General features: G+C 57.2%; 18 protein-coding genes. 3 read left to right on the top strand and 15 right to left on the bottom strand.

The annotated features are described in order from the left end of the window. Positions 1-69 precede the first annotated feature (69 nt). Both yeiB and folE read right to left on the bottom strand, forming a co-directional pair. Entirely contained in the window at positions 70-1227 is a 1158-nt protein-coding gene (yeiB, locus tag B9Y90_RS01235) for a DUF418 domain-containing protein YeiB (RefSeq protein ID WP_085539963.1), read from the bottom strand. 18 nt (positions 1228-1245) lie between these two features. After that, positions 1246-1911, bottom strand: a complete 666-nt coding sequence (gene folE, locus B9Y90_RS01230; RefSeq protein ID WP_085539962.1) for a GTP cyclohydrolase I FolE — start codon at positions 1909-1911, stop codon at positions 1246-1248. A 237-nt stretch (positions 1912-2148) separates the two neighbouring features. On the opposite strand from folE, the gene fghA reads away from it, so the two are divergent. Next, positions 2149-2985 (top strand): S-formylglutathione hydrolase, encoded by an 837-nt coding sequence (fghA, locus tag B9Y90_RS01225; protein WP_085539961.1) that lies wholly within the window; start codon positions 2149-2151, stop codon positions 2983-2985. Between the two features lie 663 nt (positions 2986-3648). Here fghA and cirA read toward each other — a convergent pair. From cirA to yieE, 10 genes are all read right to left on the bottom strand, one after another. Further along, a complete protein-coding gene (gene cirA / locus B9Y90_RS01220; RefSeq protein WP_085539960.1) occupies positions 3649-5619 on the bottom strand; it encodes a catecholate siderophore receptor CirA in 1971 nt (656 codons plus the stop codon). A gap of 126 nt (positions 5620-5745) precedes the next feature. Continuing rightward, positions 5746-6534 (bottom strand): ABC transporter ATP-binding protein, encoded by a 789-nt coding sequence (locus B9Y90_RS01215; RefSeq protein ID WP_139827323.1) that lies wholly within the window; start codon positions 6532-6534, stop codon positions 5746-5748. Then, positions 6531-7607: a FecCD family ABC transporter permease gene (locus tag B9Y90_RS01210; protein ID WP_008459946.1), complete on the bottom strand. Its 1077-nt coding sequence runs from the start codon at positions 7605-7607 to the stop codon at positions 6531-6533. Before B9Y90_RS01210 ends, B9Y90_RS01215 begins: the two co-directional genes overlap by 4 nt. A 15-nt stretch (positions 7608-7622) precedes the next feature. Then, positions 7623-8738 carry an ABC transporter substrate-binding protein gene (locus B9Y90_RS01205; protein WP_034809653.1) on the bottom strand — a complete coding sequence of 372 codons (1116 nt, stop codon included), beginning with the start codon at positions 8736-8738 and terminating at the stop codon, positions 7623-7625. 180 nt (positions 8739-8918) lie between these two features. Next, entirely contained in the window at positions 8919-10388 is a 1470-nt protein-coding gene (locus tag B9Y90_RS01200; RefSeq protein WP_008459942.1) for an amino acid permease, read from the bottom strand. Positions 10389-10577: 189 nt separating this feature from the next. Beyond that, a complete protein-coding gene (locus B9Y90_RS01195) occupies positions 10578-11315 on the bottom strand; it encodes an amino acid ABC transporter ATP-binding protein (protein ID WP_039295413.1) in 738 nt (245 codons plus the stop codon). Beyond that, positions 11296-11952, bottom strand: coding sequence for an amino acid ABC transporter permease (locus B9Y90_RS01190; RefSeq protein ID WP_085539958.1), 657 nt, complete (start codon positions 11950-11952; stop codon positions 11296-11298). The genes B9Y90_RS01195 and B9Y90_RS01190 overlap by 20 nt, the downstream gene beginning before the upstream one ends. Next, complete coding sequence (locus B9Y90_RS01185; RefSeq protein ID WP_008459934.1) at positions 11949-12617, bottom strand: amino acid ABC transporter permease; 669 nt, start codon at positions 12615-12617, stop codon at positions 11949-11951. Before B9Y90_RS01185 ends, B9Y90_RS01190 begins: the two co-directional genes overlap by 4 nt. Before the next feature lie 10 nt (positions 12618-12627). Continuing rightward, positions 12628-13413: a transporter substrate-binding domain-containing protein gene (locus B9Y90_RS01180; RefSeq protein WP_176227831.1), complete on the bottom strand. Its 786-nt coding sequence runs from the start codon at positions 13411-13413 to the stop codon at positions 12628-12630. Positions 13414-13597: 184 nt separating this feature from the next. Next, entirely contained in the window at positions 13598-14464 is an 867-nt protein-coding gene (yieE, locus tag B9Y90_RS01175; protein ID WP_039295423.1) for a DNA-binding transcriptional regulator YeiE, read from the bottom strand. A gap of 125 nt (positions 14465-14589) precedes the next feature. Here yieE and B9Y90_RS01170 point away from each other — a divergent pair, with 125 nt between their 5' ends. Beyond that, positions 14590-15639 (top strand): YeiH family protein, encoded by a 1050-nt coding sequence (locus B9Y90_RS01170; RefSeq protein ID WP_039295425.1) that lies wholly within the window; start codon positions 14590-14592, stop codon positions 15637-15639. 86 nt (positions 15640-15725) lie between these two features. Next, positions 15726-16583: a deoxyribonuclease IV gene (nfo, locus tag B9Y90_RS01165; protein ID WP_085539956.1), complete on the top strand. Its 858-nt coding sequence runs from the start codon at positions 15726-15728 to the stop codon at positions 16581-16583. Positions 16584-16631: 48 nt separating this feature from the next. Here the strand turns inward: nfo and fruA are convergent, their stop codons facing one another. The 3 genes from fruA to fruB are packed head-to-tail and all read right to left on the bottom strand — an operon-like array spanning position 16632 to position 20405. Beyond that, on the bottom strand, positions 16632-18320 hold the full coding sequence (gene fruA / locus B9Y90_RS01160) for a PTS fructose transporter subunit IIBC (protein WP_085539955.1): 1689 nt from the start codon (positions 18318-18320) through the stop codon (positions 16632-16634). A 16-nt stretch (positions 18321-18336) separates the two neighbouring features. Continuing rightward, positions 18337-19275, bottom strand: a complete 939-nt coding sequence (gene fruK, locus B9Y90_RS01155) for a 1-phosphofructokinase (protein ID WP_008459923.1) — start codon at positions 19273-19275, stop codon at positions 18337-18339. Beyond that, complete coding sequence (gene fruB, locus B9Y90_RS01150; RefSeq protein WP_085539954.1) at positions 19275-20405, bottom strand: fused PTS fructose transporter subunit IIA/HPr protein; 1131 nt, start codon at positions 20403-20405, stop codon at positions 19275-19277. The genes fruK and fruB overlap by 1 nt, the downstream gene beginning before the upstream one ends. Between the last annotated feature and the right edge of the window lie 311 nt (positions 20406-20716).

Here is a 20716-nt window from a genome sequence, read left to right as displayed (position 1 = left end):
GTGGCGTGAAGTCGATCACAGTGATGAAAGCGGTTACATACAATTCGTTAACCTTTGTGACGAATATCATTATCTCTGTGCTTTGCGTAACGCATCTCCTGAAGCACGGGCGGTTAACTGTCGCCAAAGCCATTCTACCGGCCCCTGACGGAAATAACGCAGCCATAACACCGACAGAAGAATGTTCACCGCCCACACGGCAGGGACAAAGGACAGCAGCGCGAGACGGTCGAATTTCATATACAAACCAAAGCGATAGAACAACGTTGTGCAGAGAATGGTTTGCAGCATGTAATTGGTCAGCGCCATGCGCCCGACGCAGGCAATCCAGCCCACCAGCCGGAAACGGGACAATTGCGGCCAAAAGCCCCAGGCCAGCGCGGCGTAACCAATAGCCTGAAACGGCGCGCTCAGCTCACGTGGAGCCTGTAACAGCAACGCACACCAGCGGAAATCCCACTTCAGGTGCCACTGGGCCGCAATCGCCGGCAGATTAATCGCCATGCCGATGGCGATCAAAATGGCACCGGTTCTCCGGTAATGCTTCAGGCTAAACTCCCCTCTCAGCCAGCCGCTGCGCATCAGAGCCGCGCCAATCAGCATCATGCCTGCCAGCTGCCAGCCGTATTGCGCGCCCAGCGCCACCAGGTTCGAAGAGAGTAAATCGGCGCGGTTGCTGATAGCTTCCACGCCGCCACCGAGCTTCCACCACTGCTCATATTGCAGGTTGGCCGCATCAGGCACCCAGGAGCGGTTAACGCCATCACCTGAGATGACGCCCAGCAGCAACAGCACGCCAATGCCGATGAGGTACAGCACGACGCCGGTATTAAACAGCTGCTTTTGCCCCGTGGCGTCACGAATCAGCCGCCAGCACACCAGCCCGGTCAGGCCATAAGCCAGCAGAATGTCGCCGTCCCACAGCAACAGCGCATGCATAAAACCCAGCAGTACCAGCAGCGTCAGCCGTGACTGGATCCAGCGCGAGCCTCGAGCCAGCAACATTTGCAGGCCCGCCCCAAACAGCAGCGCAAAAAGCGTGAGGAATTTAACTTCGGCAAACAGGTCCATTACCGCCCAGGTCCAGGCGTCGCGAGAGGTTATCTCACCGTACCAGGCCGGGTTGAGATAAGCCGCCTTCGGCAGGCCAAAAGCGACAATATTGAGCAGCAGAATGCCCAGAATGGCGGTACCGCGGACGAAGTCCAGGGTGACATTTCTCTCCACAGATACCTGCCTGGGGAATTAATTGTGGCGTACTGCGCGCAGGAACTCCTGACGCGTATTCTGGCTGGACTTAAACAGGCCGCCGAGCGAGGTGGTGGTGGTCGCACTGGTGGCGTCTTTTACCCCACGCGCTTTCACGCAGTAATGTACGGCATCAATGGACACCGCCACGTTATTGGTGCCCAGCAGCGTTTGCAGCGCAATCAGGATCTGCTGGGTCAGACGTTCCTGAACCTGCGGACGCTGAGCAAAGAACTGCACGATGCGGTTAATTTTGGACAAACCGATGACGGTATCTTTCGGGATATACGCCACGGTGGCTTTCCCGTCGATGGTCACGAAGTGATGCTCGCAGGTGCTGGTCAGGGTGATATCGCGCACGGTGACCATTTCATCCACCTTCATTTTGTTTTCAATGACGGTGATTTTCGGGAAATTGGCGTAGTCCAGGCCGGAGAAAATCTCATCGACATACATTTTGGCGATGCGATGCGGGGTTTCCATCAGGCTGTCGTCACTCAAATCGAGATTAAGCAGCTGCATGATTTCCGTCATATGGGCGGCAATCTGGCTTTTACGGGTTTCATTATCCAGTTCACGTAACGGCGGACGCAGCGGCGTTTCCAGACCGCGCGCAACCAGCGCCTCATGAACCAGGGAGGCTTCTTTTGAGAGTGATGACATGCTGTTTTCTCCTGCAGGTGTGGCTGACCTCTGCCCTTCATGGGGCAAAGTGTCCGCTTATTGTGCGGCAGCACGTGCTTAGAATCCAGTAGTGCCGGGCATAATTATTGAAATCGAAAATACCGTTCATTGCCTGAGCGGGCGGAACAATACCGTTGCGGCCATAATGCGGGATGGCTAGACTCAGGTGAAGTGAAAGTTGTTCATAAGTCTTGAAAATAGATAAGGATCCTCTGGATGGAATTACTGGAAGAACACCGATGTTTCGAAGGCTGGCAGCAGCGCTGGCGCCACCCGTCCACCGTGCTTAACTGCCCAATGACGTTCAGTATTTTTCTCCCACCTCCGGCAAGCGCCTCCCCGCCGCCGGTAGTTTACTGGCTTTCCGGGCTAACCTGTAACGACGAAAACTTCACGACCAAAGCAGGCGCGCAGCGCGTGGCGGCCGAGCTTGGCATTGTGCTGGTGATGCCGGACACCAGCCCGCGCGGTGAAGAAGTCCCTAACGACCCGGGCTACGACCTGGGCCAGGGGGCGGGCTTTTACCTCAACGCGACACAGCAGCCGTGGGCCACGCACTTCCGCATGTACGATTACCTGCGTGACGAACTGCCGCAGCTGATTGCAGAGAACTTTAGCGTCAGCGAAAAAGCGTCGCTCTTCGGTCACTCCATGGGCGGACACGGCGCACTGATCATGGCGCTGAAAAACCCTGGCCGCTTCCGCTCGGTATCGGCTTTTGCACCGATTGTTAATCCAACCCGCGTACCGTGGGGGCAAAAAGCCTTTAAAGCCTACCTCGGCGAAAATGAGTCTTTGTGGCAAGAGTGGGACAGCTGCTGCCTGCTGGGTAAAGCGCTGCCGTCGGCACAGCTGCCCATGCTTATCGATCAGGGGGATGACGATCAGTTCCTCGCCGACCAGCTAAGGCCGGAAGAGTTTGAAAAAGTCGCGCAGGAAAAAGGCTGGCCGCTGACGCTGCGCATTCAGCCGGGCTGCGACCACAGCTACTACTTCATCGCGACGTTTGTTGAGGATCATTTGCGTTTTCACGCGGAGCATTTGCGGGGTTAGGGGGTTGCCCCCCTGCTCTTAAAATGAGAAATCTGCTACTCCGCTGTTTTCCGTTCACCCAAAAATCTGTTTCCCCTGCACGTTCCCAGCACGGTGAACGTGTCCGGGGGATAACGCCATCCCCCGAACAGCCCCGGCGCCCGGCGAGCTCATCGCCGCTGAAGCGGTAAACCCACCGGCTATCACCCAAACATTCGGGGTCGTTCGCGATTCGTTCCCGACGATCGCTCTCTTTCGCTGTTCCCGACAGCTCAACCCCGCCTGTTTGGGTCATAGCCGGGGGCGATGAGAGCCGGGAACAAGGGCATGGCTGTAGGACTTGCAGCAACGTTAACGTTCCGTGTGGCTGTGGATTTAAAGCGAGGCACGGTTCCGGCTTAAATCGCCTCCGTTTTCTCTCCGACTGGCCAGGGTCCGGCCGTCGGGAACGACCGGAGGCTGAGAGCGTCGGGAACGCATCTCAGCCGACCCAGGACTGGGAGATAAAATGGAGGTCTGCCGCTTCAGCGGTCGATTTATTTGGCCGGGAGTCCGGGTTCTTAGGGGAGTGACGGTGACTCCCCTAAGACGTTCACCGGTGCGGGGGCAACATATGAAGCTGGACTTGAGGTGAACGGAACTTTAGCCGATCCTTTTTAAAGGATAGAAAAAGCACCCAACAACTTAAAAACTATAATCCAGCGCCATAAAGTAGCGGCGACCGTCTTCGTTATAGCTGTAGATATCACGATTCAGATCTTTGTCGCCCAGGTTCAGAATCCCTGCCCGCACCTTTACGTTCTTCGTCGCTTTCCAGGCCCCGCCGGTGTTCCACACAATGTAGCCGCCCGGTGTTTTATCCGTCGCGGATACCGCACGCTGCTTGCCGGTGTAGTTCGCCGACACATAGAACGACCAGTCCTCCAGCGGCGCCCAGTCAACGGTGCCGTTCGCGGTGTGGAACGACTGCTGCTGCAGCGGTTTATTGCCGCCGTTGCTCAGGTCTCGTCCGTCGTTATAGGTGTAGTTCAGCGACAGCTTCCACTGGTCGTTAAACGGTATTTTTAGCTCTGTTTCTACGCCGCGAATACGCGCCTTGTTCACGTTGTAATAGCGGAAGATCGGGTTACCGCTCTTATCAAAACCCACAAAGTTTGAGTAAGACGGCGCCACGCTGCGGTTCGCAGTGCGCTGGATATCAATCATATCCTCAACATTGTTCTGGAAAGCGGTCACGCTGCCGCTCACGCCGTCCAGAATGCCTTCGTCCCCGGCGTAATACAGCCCCAGCTCAAAGCTTTCGCTGGTTTCCGGCTTCAGGTCAGGGCTGCCGACAATCTGGCAGGCGCCACGGCAGGATTTGCTGGTCCAGTCCGGGCTAAGTTGCAGCAGAGATGGCGCTTTGAAGGCCGTGGCCCAGCCGCCTTTGACGGTGACAGTATCGGTCGCGTTGTAGACGAGATAAGCACGCGGGCTCCAGTGGTCGCCGTAAGTTTCATGGTCATCCATACGGATGCCGGTGGTCAGCGCCAGCGGCTCGAAGATACGCCATTCGTCTTCAATAAACAGCGCGTACTGGCTGGCCGAGGTTTTTGAGCTATTACCGCCGGTAATATTCACCGGGTCGCTCAGCTTGTCGTGCCGCCACTCCCCGCCGAAGGTCAGGAACTGGTTGATGTCGCTGAGCGGCAGCACCAGCTTGCCATCAAGGCTGTTGTTGCGGGAGGTAATAGCCGCACTGTTGCCCGGATTCAGGTTATCAATTTTGTCGCCGTAAAAACGCAGTTCGGTATTGCCGAAGCCCCAGCGCCCGTTGTGGCCGAGGGAGTAATCCTGACGTTCGATGCGGTTCTTATCCAGCGAGTCAGATTCCCTGTCCTGGCGGTCAAAGCCGTAGCCCACGGTGACATCCTGGTTATCAGCCGGTGTCCAGGCAAACTCGGTACTGGCGTTGCGGGAAGTGAAGCCTTCAATCTGCGGCGTCAGGCCGCTGGCGTTAGTCGTTGACGCCTGCTGGCCGTCCTTCTGGCGCTTACCCAGGCTGCCGTAAACTTTTACACCCAGCACGTCGTCGATCAGCGGGCCGCTGGTGAAGAAGTTGCCGTTATAGGTATCGCCGCGATCACGGTGTTCCTGCACGGTGGAGTCTACGGTGAAGGTACCGTGCCAGGCTTTGCCGACTTTGCGGGTGATGATGTTCACCACGCCGCCGAGGGCATCGGAACCATACAGGGAGGACATCGGTCCGCGCACCACTTCGATGCGCTCGATGGCATCCGCCGGGATCCAGTTCAGATCGAAGTCGTTATGGCGGAATACCGCATTGCGGGAGTTAACGCGTTTGCCGTCTACCAGAATCAGGGTGTAGCTGCTGTCCAGGCCGCGCAGGCTGACGCCCCGGCGGTTATCCCCTTCGTTGGTCAGCTGGACGCCAGGCACGTTCTGCAGCACATCCTTCAGATTGTTAACCGGTTTTTTTTGCAGTTCGTCCCGGGTGATCACGCTGATACTGGCGGGCGCATCTTTGAGATTTTGTTCGGTGGCAGACGCGGTGACAACGAGGGTTTCTTCGCGATCGTCGGCGATGACGGGAAAAGCCAGACCGAGTACAGACGCACAAAGTCCTCCCCGGACAATGGGATTCAACCTTAACATTTCTTTCTCTCCATGAGGTGAATTACAAACGAAACAACCGTTTAGCGCTCACATTGCACTATGCGCCAGCGGCTACATTGGCCACCGGCTGCATACTGTGTTCCTTAGTATTCCTGAAATGCGTTGTTATACGGTGGGCGTTTCCACCAGGCCGTCGATAAGCACCTGGGCAACACCCTGTGAGCAGCGTTCAATGCGCCCCTTCACGCCGTAAACCTGGGCCAGGCTGCGCGGAGTAATCACTTCCTCCGGTTCGCCGCTGGCAACCAGTTTGCCATCGCGCAGCATGAGGACATGCTCGCTATGGCGTAAAGCAATATTGATATCGTGCACCACCACAACGGTGACGATATTACGCTCGCGGGTTTCGCGGGCGACCAGATCCATAACGTGGAACTGGTAATTCAAATCCAGCGCGCTCAGCGGTTCATCAAGCAGCAGCAGGGACGGACGACGAATCAAAGACTGCGCCAGGCCCACCAGCTGTTTTTGCCCGCCGGAAAGCTGGTCGAGATAGCTCAGCGCCAGGTGCGAGATCCCCAACTGTTTCAGCAGTTCCATGACCTGCGCTTCGCTTTCGGCGCTGTGGCGGCCACCGGACGCGCGCTGCGCCACGATAATGGACTCCAGCACGTGGAGATGGACACCCTGCGGCAGCGACTGCGGCAGATAAACCACTTTTTCGGCGCGTTTGGCAAACGGCAAAACCATCAGGTCTTCACCGTCAAGATACAGCTGCCCTTCCGCGCGATTCAGCCCCGCCAGCGAACGCAGCAAAGTGGATTTCCCGCAGCCGTTCGGCCCCAGCAGCACGGTGATTTTGCCGCGCGGCAGCGTTGGCACGCTGAGGTCTTCGATGATTTTACGCTTCGGGTAGCCGGCGTTGAATGCATCAATCTTTAAGCCCTGCATCACACGTTCCCCTTATGGCGCAGAATAATACTCAGGAAGAACGGCACGCCCACCAGCGAGGTGACAATCCCTACCGGAATAATGACGCCAGGGATGATGTTTTTAGAGGCAACCGATGCCAGCGACAGCACCAGAGCGCCGACCAGCACGCTGCCCGGCAGGTAGAAACGATGATCCTCGCCAAACAGCATACGGGCGATGTGCGGTGCCACCAGGCCGATAAAACCGATGGGGCCGACAAACGCCACGGACAGCGCGGATAAAATACTGATGCGCAGTAAAGTACCTAAACGCAGGCGCTTTACGTCGATGCCAAAACTGACGGCGCGATCTTCGCCTAAGCGCAGCGCGGTCAGCTTCCAGGAACTCAGCATGGAAATCGGCATGATGATGGCGAAGGCCAGCAGCAGCACGCCGAGCTTGTCCCAGGAGGCACGAGCCAGGCTGCCCATCGTCCAGAACACCAGCCCCTGAAGCGTGTCTTCGCTGGCGATGAACTGCAGCATCGACACCAGGGCGTTAAAGGTGAACACCAGCGCGATACCAAACAGCACCACGCCGGAACTCGCCACGCGGGTCCAGCGGGTAATGGCATCCAGCATCAGCGCGGCAAACAGCGCAAAGACGAAAGCGTTAGCGGAGATAAACCACTGATCGGGCACCCCAGGAATACCGATGCCGAGAATGATTGCCAGCGCGGCACCAAAGGCCGCGGCGGAGGAAACGCCGAGGGTAAACGGGCTGGCCAGCGGGTTATTGAGGATGGTTTGCATCTCCGCCCCCGCCAGGCCCAGCGCCATGCCGACCAACAGCGCCATCAGCGCATAAGGCAGACGAATGTCCCACACGATCACCCGCGTACCGGCGTTAGCGCTGGCCGGGTCAATCAGGGTCTGCCACAGCGTATCCAGCGGCAGCCCGGAAGGGCCAAGGGTAAAGTCCAGCAGCAGCGAGGCGAAAATCGCAATAACCAACGCCCCCATCAGCAAATAGCGGTGACGTAGCACCTGCTGGTATCGCCCCATAATGGTGGCAGGCTGCGCCTCGTTTGGCATTGGATCGGTGGTGGCACTCATTAAGTCTTACCTTTGTTACTTCTTAAGATCGGTCCAGTACGTTCCCGTTGGCTCGACCGCCAGGAACTGTTTATAAAGTTGCTGCATTGTCTGTTCCGGGTTCACCTCAGCAAACTGCTGCGGATGGAACCAGGTCGCCATCGCCTGAATCGCGAGGATGTTGTACGGCGAATTGTAGAAATTATGCCATACGCCATAGGCGCGCCCTTCTTTGACCGCCGTTAACTGGTCAATGCCTTTACGCTCCAGCACGCTCTTCAGGCTGGCCTGTGCTTCGGCTTGAGTAGCCTGAGCGCCAAGCACTACACCCGGCGAGGTTGAGCCAGGTGCTTTACCGCCGCTGGCGATATAAACCTGCGGGTCAGCGGCAAGCACTTTTTCCAGATTCACGGTGCCCAGCGCGCCCGGCAGCAAGTTTTTGGCAATGTTCGTGCCGCCCGCCAGGTCGATGAAGTCGCCCATGTTACCTTTACCCGCGGAGCCGCAGCACTCTTCCATTGCCGCCGCACGCAGTTCGATAAACACGGATGGCTTGTCTTTCTCCGCCATCTTGCCGGTGACGTCAGTAATTTTTTTCAGGTTTGCTTCATAAAAGGCGATGTAATCATCGGCCTGTTTCTCGCGATGCAACACTTTGCCCAGCACGCGCATGCTCGGCAAGGTATTTTTCAGCGGCGAGGTACGAAAATCGACGAAGACCACCGGGACGCCCGCTTTTTCAAGCTGAGAGACCAGCTCGCTGTGGCGGCCAGGGCCGTGACCAGACAGGCCAAAAATCGCCACGTCCGGGTGTAAAGTCAGCACTTTTTCCGGGCTGACGCTGTCGGCGGTGGTACTGCCAATCAGCGGAATGTCATCAATTTTCGGGAATTTCGCTTTATATTCCGCGTAAGTCTGCGTATCTAACTTACGGAAATCGCCCTGCCAGCCGACGATACGGTCAATCGGCTTTTGCCCTTCCAGCAGCGCCAGGGCATAAAACAGACGACCTTCCCCCAGCAAAATACGGTCAACTTTCTGCGGGATGGTCACTTCACGCCCAACAATATCGGTCACCGTCGCGGCCAGTGCAGCAGGTAAACCGGCGGCGGTTAATGCCAGAGCCAGACAAATATTCTTGAATTTAATCATACGCTTCACGTTAACACTCCTTCGTTCCTTAAAGAATGTCGTTAACGATAAAGCAAATGATAATGGTTATCAATTTAATTGTTCTCTACTATAACCTGGAGGAATTATTGCTGGCGAGAGCGAAATAAAAAAGGGCGTGATGATCACGCCCTCTAAAGAGTAACTTATTGTTGCTAAGGCTTATTTCTCGCGAAATTTCGGGAATTCCATTTCGCTGTAACGCACAAAGCGGCTGCCCTTCGTTATCTTGTAGCCAAACCAGATAGCCAGGAACAGCGGGATACCGATATAGGTCGCCGCTACGCCGCCCCAATCGATGGTGTCCGACAGGAACGCTTCGTAGTTCTGGCCCAGCGTGATAATCAGGCAAAGCACGAACGCGAAAATCGGCCCAATAGGGAAGAAGCCCGAGCGGTACGGCAGGTCGTTAATGTCGTTGCCCTGCAGCACGTAGCCGCGACGGAAGCGGTAGTGGCTGATGGCAATCCCGAGCCAGGCGATAAAGCCGGTCATCCCCGAAGTGTTCAGCAGCCAGAGGTAAACGGTCTGATTGCCAAACATAGAGGTCAGGAAGCACAGCGCGGCAATAACGGTGGTCGCATACAGCGCGTTACGCGGCACGCCGCCTTTGGACAGCTTCGAGAAAATACGCGGCGCTTTGCCGTCGCAGGCCAGGGTATAAAGCATGCGCGTGGAAGCGTACATCCCTGAGTTACCCGCCGACAGCACCGCCGTCAGAATAACGGCGTTCATCACCGCCGCCGCAGACAGCAGGCCCGCGTGCTGGAACACCAGGGTGAACGGGCTGACACTAATGTCTTTCACATCGTTACGCAGCAGGCTTGGATCGGTATAAGGAATGATCAGGCTGACAATCAGAATTGCAAACACATAGAACAGCAGGATACGCCAGAACACCTGGCGCACCGCGCGAGGAATGTTTTTCTCCGGATCGGCAGACTCCCCGGCGGCAATCCCGATAAGCTCGGTGCCCTGGAAAGAGAAGCCGACGATCATCGCCACGCCGATCATTGCGGCAAAGCCCCCGGCAAACGGCGCGTCGCCGGTTGTCCAGTTGCTCCAGCCTACCGGCTGCGCCCCTTTGAAAATACCCACGATCATCATCACACCCACAATGATGAAGATGATGACGGTGGTCACTTTTATCAGCGAGAACCAGTATTCCGCTTCGCCAAAGCCCTTCACGGAGATCCAGTTCAGCAGGAACATAATGCCCAGGAACAGCGCGCTCCAGATCCAGCCAGGGGTGTCCGGGAACCAGTAATTCATCACCAGCTGTGCAGCCACGAGGTCAACGGCGATGGTCACCGCCCAGTTGTACCAGTAGTTCCAGCCGAGCGCGAAGCCGAAGCCGTCTTCAACGTATTTCTGGCCGTAGGTCGCGAAAGAACCGGACACCGGCATAAATGCCGCCAGCTCGCCGAGGCTGGTCATCAGGAAGTACACCATCAGGCCAATCAGCATATAAGAGAGCAGCGCCCCGCCCGGTCCTGCCTGTGAAATTGTTGCCCCAGAGGCAACGAAAAGCCCCGTGCCGATGGAACCGCCGATGGCGATCATCGTCAGGTGGCGCGCCTTTAATTCGCGGCGTAAGCCAGGCGCTTCTGTCGTTTTATCTTGTGAAACCATAGGAAATTGTTGCCTATCCAAAAAATGAGGCAAGATTGTAACAAAACGTCTTTGTTCAGATAGCAGAAATCCCGGGTTATAAGAGAGCTTCATGATCGCCCGGCGATTATTAGCAAGTCACTTATCAGGCCGATAAGTTGAGGGGAATTAAAAAACCGCCGGGGCACTTAGCTAACCGGCGGTCAAAGATCAACCGAGTCCGCGCACGGACGAAATAAATTGCTGCAGTTCCTGAGTCCGGGGGTTGGCGAAGAACGACTTGCTTTCCCCCTGCTCCCACACTTTCCCCTGGTGCATAAACACCACGCGGTCGCCGACTTCCCGGGCAAAGTTCATTTCGTGGGTGACCAGAATCAGCGTCATGCCCTCTGCCGCCAGCTGTTCCAGCACTTTCAGCACTTCGCCCACCAGTTCAGGGTCAAGCGCCGAGGTGATTTCATCGCACAGCAAGACTTTTGGGTTCATTGCCAGCGCGCGGGCAATGGCCACGCGCTGCTGCTGGCCGCCGGACAGGTTAGCCGGATAATAATCCACCCGCTCACCCAGGCCGACTTTGTTGAGCATCTCCAGCCCCAGCTCGCGGCATTCGGCGGCACTTTTATTCAGCACCCGGCGCGGCGCCAGCATCACGTTTTCCAGCGCGGTCATGTGCGGGAACAGGTTAAAGTTCTGAAACACCATCCCGACGGAACGGCTGATTTCACGCGCCTGAGATTCCCTGTCTGTAATGGTCATCCCGCCCAGCTTGATGCTGCCGTCCTGGTAACCTTCCAGCCCGTTCATGCAGCGCAGCAGCGTACTTTTGCCGGAGCCGCTGCGGCCGATGATCGACACCACTTCCCCCATATCGATATCCAGGCTGACACCCTTCAGGACATGATTGTCGCCGTAATATTTCTGTACATCATTAATGGTGATGAGCGGCATTAAATTTTTTCTCCAGGTAGCGGCTGTAGCGCGACAGCGGATAGCAAAGTAAGAAATAGCCGAGCGCCACCAGGGCAAAAACTTTAAACGGCTCAAACGTCACGTTGTTCAGCATGGTGCCGGCTTTGGTTAGCTCGACAAAACCAATGATCGAGGCCAGGGCAGTGCCTTTAATGACCTGCACCGAAAACCCAACCGTGGGTGCCACGGCGATACGCATCGCCTGCGGGGCAATCACCCGGCACAGCGTCTGCCCGAAGCTCAAACCGAGGCAGCGGCAGGCCTCCCACTGGCCTTTGGGCAAAGCACGAATACTGCCGTACCAGATATCCAGCAGAAATGCGCTGGTAAACAGCGTCAGGGCAAGCGTGGCCGCCGTCCAGGGGCTGACATCAATCCCGAACAGCGCAATCCCGAAGAAAGCCAGGAACAATTGCATCAGCAGCGGTGTGCCCTGAAACAGCGCGACATAAGCGCTGATGAAGCGTTTGGGCCACGTCCAGCGGCCCATGCGCAGCAGTAATAAAGGCAGCGTCACCAGCGTGCCGCAGAAAAAAGCAATCAGCGACAGCAGCACCGTCCAGCGGGCCGCCAGCAGCAGGTTGCGCACGATATCCCAGTCGGTAAACGTCATCATCCGACATCACTCCCCAACCATTTCCGCCCTGCCGCCAGCAGCAGTTGACGCATAATTAACGACAGCACCAGGTACATTAAGGTCGTCACCAGATAGACCTCGAAGCTGAGGAAGGTACGCGACTGAATGAGGCTGGCCGCAAAGGTCAAGTCTTCGCAGGACACCTGCGACACCACGGAAGAGCCCAGCATCACGATGATGCACTGGCTGACCAGCGACGGATAAATACGCTTCAGCGACGGCGGCAGCACCACGCGTAAAAAGGTCTGGCTGCGGCTTAATCCCAGCACACGAGCCGCTTCCCACTGCCCTTTCGGCGTCACCTGAATGCCCGCGCGAATAATCTCGGTGCTGTAAGCCCCGAGGTTGATCAGCATCGCGATAAGCGCCGCTTCCCCGGCGTTGAGCTTTAACCCCAGCGCCGGAAGCCCAAAGACAATAAAGAACAGTTGCACAACGAACGGCGTATTGCGGATCAGCTCCACGTAGCCGCCCCACGCCAGGCTTAACAGCCCCGGTTTTCCGCTGCGAATGGCCGCCCCGGTAATGCCGATGGCTACGCCACCGACCGTCGCCATAAAAGTGAGCCCCAGCGTCACCCACAGGCCGGACAATAACTCCGGCCAGTAAGGCAGCAGACCGGCAAAATCAAGTTGCGTGGTCATGCCCGGCACCTCAAGCGCCGAGGTTGGCAGGCAGCGGTGCCTGCATCCATTTCTGCGACAGGGTGTTCAGGGTATTGTCCTTCAGCGCCTCACCAATCAGCTCGTCCACCTTCGCTTTCAGCGCGGGTTCGTTCTTTTTCAGCCCGATGTAGCAAGGGGAGTCCTTGAGCATAAATTTGCTGACCGGCGCTTTGGTTGGGCTCTGGCGGGCAATCGCCGCCACAACCAGGTTGCCGGTGGCGATGTACTGCACCTGGCCTGAAAGATAAGCGGAAATGGTGGTGTTATTGTCTTCGTAGCGCTTCACGTCGGCGTCTTTCGGCGCGAGGTCGGTTAATACCATGTCTTCTACTGCGCCACGGGTCACGCCAATGGTTTTCCCGCTGAGCGCTTTAGCATCGGTCACCGCGCCATCTTTCGGCCCGAAAACACCGAGGAAGAACGGGGCGTAAGCGCGGCTAAAATCGATGACTTTCTCGCGTTCAGCGTTCTTGCCGAGGCTGGAAATGACCAGGTCAACTTTGTCCGTCTGCAGATACGGTACGCGGTTCGCGCTGGTGACCGGCACCAGCTGCAGCTTGACTTTCAGACCTTTCGCCAGGTAGGCCGCCATATCAATGTCGTAGCCCTGCGGTTTCAGGTCAGCGTTTACCGAACCAAACGGCGGGAAATCCTGCGGCACCGCCACGCGCAGCACGCCACGTTTTTCGATATCCTGCAGCTGATCGGCCATTACCGCTCCAGCCTGAGCCAGCAGTACCGTTGCGCCAACTAAAGAGAACAACCATTTTTTCATCGTCATGTGCAGCCTCGTCGCCTGATTGAAACAAAAGATTCTTTGAATTCAATTCTGCAACTAATGTGCCAACGCAGCTGAATCGTGAGGATTGCTGCTACATCGCGGTGAAAAAGAGGTTAACGGGAGGGTGGTTGCCTCGCAGCCACACCCCAATCAGGTGCAGCTGCAAGATTTTGGTGCATTATGCTTCGCAGTAGCGCAGAAAACGCAGCAGCGCGTTAGAGATATGCTTTTGCCGATGGTGGATCCGGTACAGCGTCCGCACCAGACGAGGGAGAGGAATGGCCACTTCAACCAATGAACCGCTTTCCAGCTGCTCGGCAATCACCCGGCGAGACAGGCAGCTGATACCCAGCCCGTGACGCACCGCATGTTTGATCGCCTCGGAATTGCCCAGTTCCATGCCCAACTGAAACTCTGGCAGATGTGAAAGCAGTAAATAGTCGACGATTTCGCGGGTGCCTGAGCCGCGCTCGCGCAGGATCCACGGCTGTTTTGCCAGACTTTCCAGCGTTACCGGCTGGTGCACCAGCGGGTTGCCCGGCGAAGCAAAGACCACCAGCTCGTCGTCGAGCCACGGCTCGGTCACCAGCTCTGCCATATGACAAGGCCCTTCAATCAGGCCAATATCCACGCGGAAATCCGCCACCGCGTTGATCACGTCCTGGCTGTTGCCGACGCTAAGCTCCAGCGGCAACTTCGGAAAGTCGCGGCGATAGCGGGCAATCATCTCCGGCAGAATATAGTTGCCAATGGTGCTGCTGGCATACACGCGGATTGCGCCGTTATCTTCCCGGAACAGCTGTTCTATTTCACCGGCCTGCTCCAGCAGCCCAACAACTCGCGGGTAGAGCAGCCTGCCGTGTTCATTTACCACGAGGCGCTTCCCCACGCGGTCAAAGAGCTGAACCCCAAGCTGACCTTCGAGGTCGGCAAGCGCGGCGCTGACCGCCGACTGAGAGAGGGACAGCATCTGGGAAGCTTGCGTGGTCGAACCGCTTTTAAGCACTTCAGCAAAGACTTCCAGCTGCCGCAGCGTGATATGCATAAGAGTGATTTCCTGTGGTGGCAGCCCGTCGCTTACCACTTATAAAGATTAATTATAAATATATAATCAATTTTATTTTTATGCCAGCCAGGCGTAGCCTTTTCGCTAAGACAGAGGAGAAGGTTATGACAGCACTCACCGTACAAGCTCACCGCCACACGCTGTGGCACTTTTTACCGGGACTGGCGCTTTCCGCCGCCATTACCGGCCTGGCGTTATGGCTTGGCAATATACCGGCTGTAGCCGGTGTCGGCCTTAGCGCCCTGACGCTCGCCATCCTTTGCGGCATGATAATCGGCAACACCGTGTATCCCAAAATCTGGCAGCAATGCGACGGCGGCGTGCTGTTCGCCAAGCAGCACCTTCTGCGCCTCGGCATTATTCTGTATGGCTTCCGCCTGACGTTTTCGCAGATTGCCGACGTTGGCGTTAGCGGTCTGGTGATTGACGTGCTGACGCTGTGCAGCACCTTCGCCCTCGCCTGCTGGCTCGGCCAAAAAGTGTTTGGCCTGGATAAGCAAACCAGTTGGCTGATTGGCGCGGGCAGCAGTATTTGCGGCGCAGCGGCGGTGCTTGCCACCGAACCAGTGGTGAAAGCCGAAGCCAGTAAAGTCACCGTGGCCGTCGCCACTGTGGTTATCTTCGGGACGTTGGCTATCTTTATCTACCCGATGATTTACCCGTTCGTCAGCCACTGGTTTACGCCTGAAACTTTCGGGATCTACACCGGGTCAACAATGCATGAAGTTGCCCAGGTCGTTGCCGCAGGCCACGCCATTAGCCCGGAAACGGAAAATGCGGCGGTTATTGCCAAAATGCTGCGCGTGATGATGCTGGCCCCGTTCCTGATTTTCCTGGCTGCCCGCGTTAAATCTCTGGCACCGGCTGGCTCGGCGCAGACAGGTAAAATCACCATCCCGTGGTTTGCAATACTGTTTATCGTGGTGGCGATCTTCAACTCCTTCCACTTCCTGCCGCAGGCGCTGGTGAATGTGCTGGTCACGCTGGATACCTTCCTGCTGGCCGTGGCGATGGCGGCGCTGGGCCTGACGACCCACGTTAGCGCCCTGAAAAAGGCCGGAGTTCGCCCGCTGCTGATGGCGCTGGTGCTGTTCATCTGGCTGATTGTCGGTGGCGCGGCCATTAACCTGGCGGTGCACCACCTGTTAGCATAATTCAATACGGAAAAAAGCCTCCTGACCCGCTATCATGACGGATTACCGATAGCGGGTTTTGCCCGTCAAGAAACAGGAGAAGACAGATGAAGTTTATTGGAGCGCACGTTAGCGCCTCGGGCGGCCTGGAAAACGCCGCCATCCGCGCCCACGAACTGGAAGCCACCGCTTTTGCCCTGTTCACCAAGAATCAACGCCAGTGGCGCGCCGCGCCGCTAACCAGCGAAGTCATCGACAACTTTAAGAACGCCTGCGAAAAATACCATTATGGCCCGGGCCAAATCCTTCCGCACGACAGCTACCTGATAAACCTCGGCCACCCGGTTGAAGATGCGCTGGAAAAATCCCGCGAGGCGTTTATCGACGAAATGGTGCGCTGCCAGCAGCTGGGGCTGACGCTGCTGAATTTCCATCCGGGCAGCCACCTGAAACAGATTCCGGAAGAGGAATGCCTGAAGCGCATTGCGGAGTCGATTAACATCGCGCTGGAGAAGTCTGAAGGCGTGACCGCCGTGATTGAAAACACCGCCGGTCAGGGCAGCAACCTTGGTTTCCGCTTCGAGCATCTCGCGGCGATTATTGACGGCGTGGAAGATAAATCCCGCGTTGGCGTCTGCATCGATACCTGCCACGCCTTTGCCGCCGGGTACGATCTGCGCACCGAAGCTGACTGCGAAAAAACCTTTAGCGAGTTTGAGCGTATCGTCGGGTTCAAATACCTGCGCGGGATGCACCTCAACGATGCAAAAAGTGAGTTTGGCAGCCGCGTTGACCGCCACAACAGCCTCGGCCTTGGGAATATTGGCCATACACCGTTCAGCTGGATCATGCGTGACGCCCGTTTCGACGGCATTCCGTTAATTCTGGAAACCACCAACCCGGATATCTGGGCCGAAGAGATTGCCTGGCTTAAGGCACAGCAGCACGAGGAAGCCACGGCTTAGAAAGAAAAACGCCCCGCATAAGCGAGGCGTTTTTGGTTGAGCGGGAGATTAAGCGACCTTCGCCGCCAGCTCCGTTTCAGGACGTTTGAGGAAAGCGTAGGACAGGCCCGCCACCAGCGTACCGGCGACAATCGCCAGCAGATAACCCAGTACCGGGGTAATCGCGCCAGGGATCAGCAGCACAAACAGGCCGCCGTGCGGGGCCATCAGCTTCGCGCCAACCGCCATGGACAGCGCCCCCGTTAACGCCCCGCCGATAATACAGCAAGGCAGGACGCGCATCGGGTCACGAGCGGCAAACGGAATCGCCCCTTCGGTAATGAAACACAGCCCGAGCACCAGCGCCGCTTTGCCCCCTTCCTGCTGCGCCTTATCAAACTTACGGCGAGCTACCAGCGTAGCCAGACCCAGCGCCAACGGTGGCACCATGCCTGCGGCCATAATCGCCGCCATTGGTGCGTAGGTCTGGGTACTGAGCAAGCCGACGCCAAAAGCGTAAGCCGCTTTGTTCACCGGGCCGCCCATATCGGTACACATCATGCCGCCCAGAATAGCGCCCAGCAGAACCGCGTTCGCGGTGCCCATGGTTTGCAGCCAGTGGGTCAGGCCCGCCAGGATTTTAGCCACCGGGGTGCCGATCAGGTAGATCATTGCCAGGCCAACAACCAGGCTTGAGAACAGCGGAATGATCAGGATCGGCTTCAGCGCTTCCATGCTTGGCGGCAGCTTCAGCTTCGAGCTGATCAGTTTCGCGATATAACCCGCCAGGAAACCGGCGATGATACCGCCAATGAACCCGGAGCCGGTACTCACGGCCAGCATGCCGCCGATAAGACCCGGCGTCAGGCCCGGGCGGTCAGCAATCGAGAAGGCAATGTACCCCGCCAGAACCGGCACCATCAGCGCAAACGCAGAGCCACCGCCAATTTGCATCAGCGCCGCGGCAAGCGTGCCAGGTTCCTTAAATGCGGTGATACCGAAGGCAAAGGAGAGCGCAATACACAGGCCGCCCGCCACCACCATCGGCAGCATGTAAGAGACGCCCGTCAGCAGGTGGCGATACGCCCCGGCGCTTTCTTTTTTGCCGGATTCCTGAGCTGCGCTAGCTTTACCTGCGGCTTCGTAAGGTTTGGCCTCGACCAGCGCTTTATCCAGCTCCTGAGCCGTTTTCTTCAGCGCCAGGCCTGTAGAGGTGCGATACATCGGCTTCCCGGCAAATTTAGCCAGATCCACTTCAATATCCGCCGCCACAATCACCAGATCTGCCTCGGCCACTTCTTCAGGGGTAATCGCGTTCCCTGCGCCAACGGAACCACGGGTTTCAACCTTCACCCACCAGCCGCGTTTTTTCGCTTCGGTTTCGATGGCTTCCGCCGCCATAAAGGTGTGCGCCACGCCGGTCGGGCAGGCAGTGACAGCGACGATACGCTTCGGCCCTTTTGCTGCAGCGGGAGCTGCTGCTAATGGGGCAGTGTACGTATGTGCCTTACCTTTCGCTTCGCTCAGGAACAGTTCCGGGTGCTGCACCGCGCGATCGATATCGCCCAGGAACACCTTTTTGCCGTTCAGCGAGGTATCAGCAGGAATAGCGTTGCCAACGACAATCGCCAGTTCGGCATCGTTTGGATTATCAATAATGTCGAGGTGCGCTTTTGGCGCTGCGGCACCGAGAAGCGTCTTCGCGAGATACGCGCGCGCCTGCCCAAGTCCCGGCTCAATAATTAACAGCGTTTTCATTGCCTGTCTCCTGCTGTCAGTGGAAAGGTTTCAGGTCGACACGAGCCATCATCGCGGCCAGCTGTGTACGATCGGTAATGCCAACGTTGCTCTGGCTGACGGCCAGGGCGGCAACGGCGGTAGCAAGGCGCAGCGTGTGTTCGCTGGACTCGCGCATCAGCAGGCCATAAATCAGGCCGCCGACCATGGAATCCCCTGCGCCAACGGTACTAACAACTTCACACGTTGGTGGTTTGGCAATCCATTCTCCGGAAGCGTTAACCCACAGCGCGCCTTCCGCGCCGAGAGAAATCACCACATGCGCAATCCCCTGCTCGCGGAGCGCATGCGCCGCCTCAATCACATCCTTCAGTTCAGGCAGCTTGCGACCGGCCCAAATTTCCAGCTCGCGACGGTTCGGTTTGACCAGCCACGGTGCCGCTTTCAAACCGGCAACCAGCGCTTCGCGGCTGCTGTCGAAAATGATGCACGGACACTGGCTGCGCAAACGGGTCATCCAGTCGGTGAACGCTTCCGGGGAAACGCCCGCAGGCAGGCTGCCGCTGACGCAAACCATGTCGAACTGGCCCAGCCAGCTCAGGGAGTCCGCCACAAAGCGTTCCCAGTCCGCGCCGGTCACTTCAAACCCGGAAAAGTTCAGGTCGGTGACTTCGCCGTCTTTTTCGGTCAGCTTAACGTTGATGCGGGTACGGCCCTGTACGACCTGGAAGCGGTTGGCGATTCCCAACTCGCTGAACAGCTGCTGGAAGCCGTCCTGGTTGTCTTTACCGAGGAATCCGCCCACGGTCACGTCGATGCCGAGATCTTTCAGCACCTTAGCTACGTTGATGCCCTTACCGGCCGCATGCAGACCGGTGGTGCGCACCAGGTTCACTTCTCCACGTTCTATTTCCGGGCAAAAGCCCACCAGGTCATAGGCCGGGTTCAGGGTGATCGTTGCTACACGTCTGGTCATTACGCGCCCTCCCCCAGTCCTTCAGAGATGGCTTCGCCAATCGCTTTCAGCGCCTGTTCAGCATCTTCACCCTGCGCGGTAAAGCGCAGGCGGTGGCCTTTTTTCACTCCCAGAGCAACAACTTTCATCAGGCTACGTCCATTTGCCGGTTTCCCGGTTCCATCAAGGTTTGTCACGGTAATTTCGCTATTGAATTGTTTTATGGTGTTGACCAGCGCCGTACCCGGACGGGCGTGCAGGCCGTGTTCATTACGCACGGTAAATTCGGCGCTCAGCGCTTCTTCTGCCGGGGCATCATCGCTGGTCAGCAGCGTCAGCAATGCCGGCGCATCTGCGGTTAAAAGCTTGTCGGCACGGTTGCCAATCAGCATGTCGCTCAGGCGGTTCAGCACCTGCAAGGGCTGCTCGTCGGCCACGGCCACGGTCATCAGGAGAGAAACCGGGTTTCCGTTCGCCTCAAAACTTGCCGCCGGACGGCTAACAGCAACGGCGCTCGCCAGGTTACCTGCCGCGCTGTCGTTCAGCCAGATACCCTGACCGAGATACAGCGGATTACCGGCAATCACGTTGCTGACGAAAACAGCATCAACCGCACCCGCCTGCTTCAGGCGGCCCGCGTTCAGCGCCTGCAGCGTCATCAGATCGCTGGCCTCGACGTTCAACGCCAGCAGGCTGTTGTCCAGCAGCAGCGCGGTGCTTTGCTTCTCGCCCATCAGCAACGCACGGAGCTCTTCCGCACTGGTTGCGGATTTCAGCTGTGCAGCAACTTCGTCGTCACTCAGCACATGCGTCAACTGACGCAGCAGGCCGAGGTGCTCGTCGGAACTAGCGGCAATACCAATCGCCACGTAAGCGATCTGGCCCTCGCCCCACTCCACGCCCTGCGGGAACTGGAAAACCTGAACGCCGGTTTTCAGCACCAGCTCACGCGTGTCGGTGGTGCCGTGCGGGATAGCAATCCCGTTACCTAAATAAGTGGTGGTTTGCTGCTCACGCGCCAGCATACCGTTGACGTAGCCTTCGCCGACGTTGCCTGCCTGCACAAGGGCGGCGGCAACCTGGCGGATAGCGTCTTCTTTGCTCCCGGCAGCTTCGCCCGGGTGAATATCCTGCACAGTTAACTGGAACATAGTTCGCCTCTCTCGCTGAATTGAAACGATTCAGCTTGCTTGAGAAAAAATGCGCCATCTCGAGCTGCGGGATGCAAAAAGATGACGCTGAAACGTTTCAAGGAGTGTTGCGCTAATGCTGCATTTCACGCAACATTTCTCGCATTTCTGTTTGCGAAATTTAGAGCTTCAGCACATTTTCAGTTTAGCAGACGGGAAGTTCAGCACACTGACAGCCATTTACAGACAGGTATCAGCAAACTTCAGCTTTGGCAGCACAGCAGCTAACGGGGTTTTACTCGACGACAAAAATTGACGGCTGAAACATAAAA

The sequence above is a fragment of the Cedecea sp. NFIX57 genome (assembly GCF_900177785.1).
GTDB classification, from domain to species: domain Bacteria; phylum Pseudomonadota; class Gammaproteobacteria; order Enterobacterales; family Enterobacteriaceae; genus Cedecea; species Cedecea neteri_C.
The sequence above is the reverse complement of the archived record's forward strand: the minus strand, read 5'-3'. Positions and strand labels throughout refer to the sequence as shown.

Bases quoted from the DNA above. Each gene is read 5' to 3' on its own strand.
- B9Y90_RS01190 (WP_085539958.1), bottom strand. From the start codon at position 11,952: ATGATGACGTTTACCGACTGGGATATCGTGCGCAACCTGCTGCTGGCG.
- fruA (WP_085539955.1), bottom strand. From the start codon at position 18,320: ATGAAAACGCTGTTAATTATTGAGCCGGGACTTGGGCAGGCGCGCGCG.
- cirA (WP_085539960.1), bottom strand. From the start codon at position 5,619: ATGTTAAGGTTGAATCCCATTGTCCGGGGAGGACTTTGTGCGTCTGTA.
- fghA (WP_085539961.1), top strand. From the start codon at position 2,149: ATGGAATTACTGGAAGAACACCGATGTTTCGAAGGCTGGCAGCAGCGC.
- B9Y90_RS01200 (WP_008459942.1), bottom strand. From the start codon at position 10,388: ATGGTTTCACAAGATAAAACGACAGAAGCGCCTGGCTTACGCCGCGAA.
- yieE (WP_039295423.1), bottom strand. From the start codon at position 14,464: ATGCATATCACGCTGCGGCAGCTGGAAGTCTTTGCTGAAGTGCTTAAA.
- B9Y90_RS01195 (WP_039295413.1), bottom strand. From the start codon at position 11,315: ATGCCGCTCATCACCATTAATGATGTACAGAAATATTACGGCGACAAT.
- B9Y90_RS01180 (WP_176227831.1), bottom strand. From the start codon at position 13,413: ATGAAAAAATGGTTGTTCTCTTTAGTTGGCGCAACGGTACTGCTGGCT.
- B9Y90_RS01205 (WP_034809653.1), bottom strand. From the start codon at position 8,738: ATGATTAAATTCAAGAATATTTGTCTGGCTCTGGCATTAACCGCCGCC.
- fruK (WP_008459923.1), bottom strand. From the start codon at position 19,275: ATGACCAGACGTGTAGCAACGATCACCCTGAACCCGGCCTATGACCTG.
- B9Y90_RS01185 (WP_008459934.1), bottom strand. From the start codon at position 12,617: ATGACCACGCAACTTGATTTTGCCGGTCTGCTGCCTTACTGGCCGGAG.
- folE (WP_085539962.1), bottom strand. From the start codon at position 1,911: ATGTCATCACTCTCAAAAGAAGCCTCCCTGGTTCATGAGGCGCTGGTT.
- B9Y90_RS01170 (WP_039295425.1), top strand. From the start codon at position 14,590: ATGACAGCACTCACCGTACAAGCTCACCGCCACACGCTGTGGCACTTT.
- nfo (WP_085539956.1), top strand. From the start codon at position 15,726: ATGAAGTTTATTGGAGCGCACGTTAGCGCCTCGGGCGGCCTGGAAAAC.
- B9Y90_RS01210 (WP_008459946.1), bottom strand. From the start codon at position 7,607: ATGAGTGCCACCACCGATCCAATGCCAAACGAGGCGCAGCCTGCCACC.
- fruB (WP_085539954.1), bottom strand. From the start codon at position 20,405: ATGTTCCAGTTAACTGTGCAGGATATTCACCCGGGCGAAGCTGCCGGG.